3 protein-coding genes are annotated in these 4,853 nt (G+C 44.6%); all 3 read left to right on the plus strand.

The genetic code is table 11. The features are described from left to right. Positions 1-810 precede the first annotated feature (810 nt). Positions 811-1,560, plus strand: a complete 750-nt coding sequence (locus tag PX481_RS08960; protein WP_004159324.1) for a septal ring lytic transglycosylase RlpA family protein — start codon at positions 811-813, stop codon at positions 1,558-1,560. A gap of 389 nt (positions 1,561-1,949) precedes the next feature. Then, positions 1,950-2,651 (plus strand): ABC transporter ATP-binding protein, encoded by a 702-nt coding sequence (locus tag PX481_RS08965; protein ID WP_147069183.1) that lies wholly within the window; start codon positions 1,950-1,952, stop codon positions 2,649-2,651. 124 nt (positions 2,652-2,775) lie between these two features. After that, positions 2,776-4,437 carry an NAD(P)H-quinone oxidoreductase subunit 4 gene (locus PX481_RS08970; protein ID WP_288094452.1) on the plus strand — a complete coding sequence of 554 codons (1,662 nt, stop codon included), beginning with the start codon at positions 2,776-2,778 and terminating at the stop codon, positions 4,435-4,437. Positions 4,438-4,853: the final 416 nt, after the last annotated feature.

The following is a 4,853-nucleotide window of genomic DNA, read 5'->3' on the forward strand; positions in this document are numbered from 1 at the left end:
GGTGGTCAACTACCTAATTTTCAGGGAAAAAGTACCTGAATTTTCCCCCGATCCCCGCAATGGCTGGCACTTTTTGAGGGGAAAAAAGTCCAAAAGTCTTATCCAACAAGGTTTTTAGATTTATTCAGCAGACCCTAGATAGGGTTTGCCGAAAAAGCTTTTCGTGGGGTTAGGAGTCGGGCCGGATGAAAAAATTTTCACCCCCACAGATGAAAGAGGTTTCTTTCCCCACTTCCCCACTTCCCCACTTCCCTATCCCTTTTAAAGAGGATTTAGTATTAGCATCCATTAACATTTCTGATTTTATAGTTAAGTTTGGCTAATAACAGCTTATTTTTAGTTCTTTGTCAAGCCCCTATTATAATTTTTAATCTCTGACCTTTAACCCGATTTGACATTTATCTTAAAAATCTGGTTTTTTGTAGCAAAGATAACAGTTTTATTAACCATTATCTGCATCGATAGAGAGAAATCGAGGAGGGCTGATAATCCTTGAAAGCCTTGTCAATACTAGCATTATTCCCCCTCGAAATTTCCCTAATTCCCTAAGTTTTCCTAACCTTGATCCCCTCTAGGACACAAAAAATTAAAAACCCTTCATCTTAACTTGGTTTTTAGCGCCAGTCAACCCTTTATTTAAATTTTTGATTCTCTTGCCCGATAACGATATAAATTCTCGTAATGACCAACCGATTTTCCGTGATACGGTTGAACAGAAAGCAACCAAGTTAGCTCTGCAAGCACAAAGGAATGTTAGCAAGTTCCTTCAGCTTTGCATTGGGAACTTGCTAACGCACAATAAGAAAGTCTATGAATAAACAATTGGTCAACAAACTACAAGCTGTAACTGCCCTTACCGTAGTGGGGACTACAGCCTCGATAATTTGTTCCCAGACAGCAGGACACAGCAACAGCCTGACGGACATTAGCTTAGGTCGTCAAACTGTTATCGAGTCCACTTCTCAAACCATTCTGTCCGCTTTTTCTAATAGTCGAACAACTGATTCAGATATTAAAGTATCACGTTCGGTTCAAGATAATGCTAACGAAATTCTAAAAACTTTGGAGTCCCTAGTGGACAAAGAAAATACCGTCCCTGCAAGCGTTACACCCCAGACCCAAGAGGCCATTCCTTCGACGGGACAACCCCAATCACAACCCAATCAAGTCAAGCCGGCCCCGGCTAATGCCCCAGCCAGCAATCCTGCCTCAGTGACACCAGCAGAGAAGCCGAAAACAAGCCCAGCGGTAAAAACCAGCAGTCGCCCCCGTAAAAAGGGAATGGCCTCTTGGTATGGTCCTGGTTTCCACGGTCGTCGCACCGCTAGTGGTGAGACTTTTAACTCTAGTAGTTTAACCGCCGCCCATCGCTATCTACCTTTCGGCACCAAGGTTAGGGTAACTAATCTGCGTAACGGGCGCTCGGTGGTGGTGCGAATTAACGATCGCGGTCCGTTTAGCGGTGGTCGCGTCATCGATCTCTCCAGAGGTGCGGCAGCGATTATCGGTGTTTTCCAATCGGGAGTTGCCCCAGTTGTCTTGGAAGTTTTAGGCAGATAATCAGTTATCAGTTATCAGTAAACAGTTATCAGTAAACAGTAAGCAGTGAAAAGACAGCACTGTTAATGCTACTCAATACCCCTCACTCAATAATGCGTCTTGGAAAATTCAGTACAAATGATCGGGATTCCTCCTTATCCCTGACTTGAAAGAGGGTGTAGGGTGTGGGGTGTGGGGTGTAGGGAAGGAAACCTCTTTCATCTGTGGGGGTGAAAATTTTTTCATCGGGACTGACTAAAAACTCACATCTGATCAGTGATCACTGGTAACTGATAACTGATCACTGGTAACTGATAACTGATCACTGGTAACTGATAACTGATCACTGGTAACTGATAACTGATCACTGGTAACTGCTATAGTGATCCTATTGGGATTTGACTGGGTTTATGTTAGAAATTAGCGATTTATCGGTTAATTATGGCGGAATAAAGGCATTACAGCAGGTTAGCTTAAGGGTAGAAAAGGGGGAAATTGTCACCCTGATTGGAGCGAACGGAGCAGGAAAAACGACGACTCTAAAGACGATATCTCGGATTTTAACGGCAAAGACGGGGCGAATAATTTATCAGGGTCAAGATATTACCCATTTACCACCCCATGAAATCGTTAAACGGGGAATTGCCCATAGTCCGGAAGGGAGAAGAATCTTAGCGCGTCAAACAGTCTTGACAAATTTGCAGTTAGGTGCTTATACGAGAAGCGATCGCCTAGGAGTAAAAAGCGATATCGAAGAGCAGTTGCAACTGTTTCCCCGACTATCGGAGCGCCGAGAGCAGTTAGCGGGAACCCTAAGCGGTGGGGAACAGCAGATGCTGGCGATTGCCAGAGCTTTAATGAGTCGTCCCAAGTTATTGTTACTAGACGAACCCAGTTTAGGACTAGCGCCGCAGATAGTGCGAGAAATCTTCAGTATTATCCGTCAATTAAACGAATCGGGAGTAACTATCCTGTTAGTGGAACAAAACGCCAATTTAGCCCTAGAAACTGCCAATCGCGGCTATGTTTTGGAAGCGGGACGCTTGACTATCGCAGGAGAAGCCGGGGATTTACTCAGGGATGAGCGGGTCAAACAAGCTTATTTGGGTTAATCGATGATGATGCGCCAATTATAGATAAAAGCCTATGGTAAAGGTAGGACAAAAAATATTCACAAAATTTTACAAAGTCGCATAAAATGAACACATAACGAAATAGGTATTTTTTCTTACTGCCATGCTAACGGCTAACTTCCCCTGGCTCACTGCCATCATTTTGCTCCCCTTGCTTGCCTCCTTCCTGATCCCTGTAATCCCCGACAAAGAAGGAAAAACTGTTCGTTGGTTCGCTCTTGGAGTCGGACTAGCAGACTTTGTTTTAATGTGCTACGTCTTTTTACAAAAATATGATTTAAGCAACCCCAACCTACAATTAGTGGAAAAAATCGATTGGGTTCCCCAAATTGGTTTAAGTTGGGCGGTGTCAGTGGATGGTATCTCAGCACCGTTAGTTTTATTAGCAGGATTAGTGACAACCCTTTCTATCTTGGCCGCGTGGCAAGTGGACCGTAAACCCCGTTTATTCTACTTCCTGATGCTGTTGCTCTACGCCGCTCAGATTGGTGTTTTCGTTGCCCAAGACTTATTATTATTCTTCTTAATGTGGGAAATCGAGTTAATTCCCGTTTATCTACTCGTTTCCATCTGGGGTGGTCAAAAACGTCGTTATGCCGCCACTAAATTCTTACTCTACACCGCCGCCGCTTCTATCTTCATCCTCGTTGCCGGTCTAGCCATGGCCCTTTACGGTGGTGGTGCAATGACCTTTGATATGGCGGAATTAGGATTTAAAGATTATCCCCTCGCTTTAGAATTAGTCCTTTACGCTGGTTTATTAATCGCTTTCGGGGTCAAACTCGCCATCTTCCCCCTCCATACTTGGCTCCCCGATGCTCACGGTGAAGCTTCTGCACCTGTATCGATGATTCTCGCTGGTGTTCTCCTCAAAATGGGTGGTTATGGTTTAATCCGTCTTAATATGGGGCTTCTACCCGATGCACACATCTACTTTGCCCCGATTCTAGCGATTCTCGGTGTCGTTAATATTATCTACGGTGCTTTCGCTTCCTTCGGTCAACAAAACATGAAACGCCGTCTCGCTTATTCCTCGGTTTCACACATGGGATTCGTCCTTTTAGGGATTGCTTCCTTTACCGATGTGGGTATTAGCGGCGCTATGTTACAAATGCTCTCCCATGGTTTAATTGCCGCCGTCTTATTCTTCCTTGCTGGTGTCACCTACGACCGCACCCATACCTTAGCTTTAAACGAGATGGGTGGGATTGCCCAAGCGATGCCGAAAGTCTTCGCTCTCTTTACTGCCGGCGCCATGGCTTCCCTAGCGTTACCCGGAATGAGCGGTTTTGCCAGTGAAATTACTGTATTCATCGGTGTCACTAGCAGTGACGTTTATAGCCAAACCTTCCGGGTTGTGACTGTCTTCCTCGCTTCCGTTGGTTTAATCCTCACCCCGATTTATCTACTCTCCATGCTTCGTCAAGTTTTCTACGGAGATGGTTCTTCCTGCGATATTACTAACATTCTCCCCAACAAAAGTAACGAACAAGCAGTTTGTTTCGGTACTAGCTGTGTCCTTCCTGACGAATCAGAATATATTGACGCTAAACCCAGAGAAATCTTTATCGCTGTCTCTTTCCTCGCTTTGATTGTCGCTATCGGTTTCTATCCCCAACTGGCTACCCGTATCTACGATGTGAAAACGGTGGCAGTTAACTCGGAAGTGCGTCAAGCTTACACAGAAATCGCCGCTACTCGTCAAAATATCTACGCTGAAACTCAACCGGACGTAAGCGCCAAGGTTGCCAGTATATTCCAATAAATTGGCAAGTCTAAAGTGAATAGGTTATCGGGAGTGGAAATTCTGCTCCTGATTTTTTTTGGCGAGGAGATAATTAATTAGGGTTGGCTGAATAAATGTGAAATATAGACGAGGTAAGGGTTTTAGGGGTCTATTTCGCAAAACAAGTGCAAGATTTTCAGAGAATCGTGGTCTTGTAGGGGCGAAGCATTCGGGCATAACCTATCGCTGAAACCGTAGATTTCCTATCCGAATGCTTCGCCCCTACTTTTTCAGCAAACCCTAGGTAGCGATCGAGTGTTGTAGATAACAAACTTCCCTAATTGTATAGTAGAGACCGAGGATCGGCTCTTAATTCTCTTGACTTTCTCCTAACTGATTTTCCTCTAAAGCTGTTATTGGTTTTTCTTCGCTCGATCCGATCCAGATCGCGATCA

This window comes from Microcystis sp. M53603_WE2, from assembly GCF_030065435.1.

Coding starts and splice junctions, on each gene's coding strand:
- PX481_RS08970 (WP_288094452.1), top strand. CDS start 2,776: ATGCTAACGGCTAACTTCCCCTGGCTCACTGCCATCATTTTGCTCCCC.
- PX481_RS08960 (WP_004159324.1), top strand. CDS start 811: ATGAATAAACAATTGGTCAACAAACTACAAGCTGTAACTGCCCTTACC.
- PX481_RS08965 (WP_147069183.1), top strand. CDS start 1,950: ATGTTAGAAATTAGCGATTTATCGGTTAATTATGGCGGAATAAAGGCA.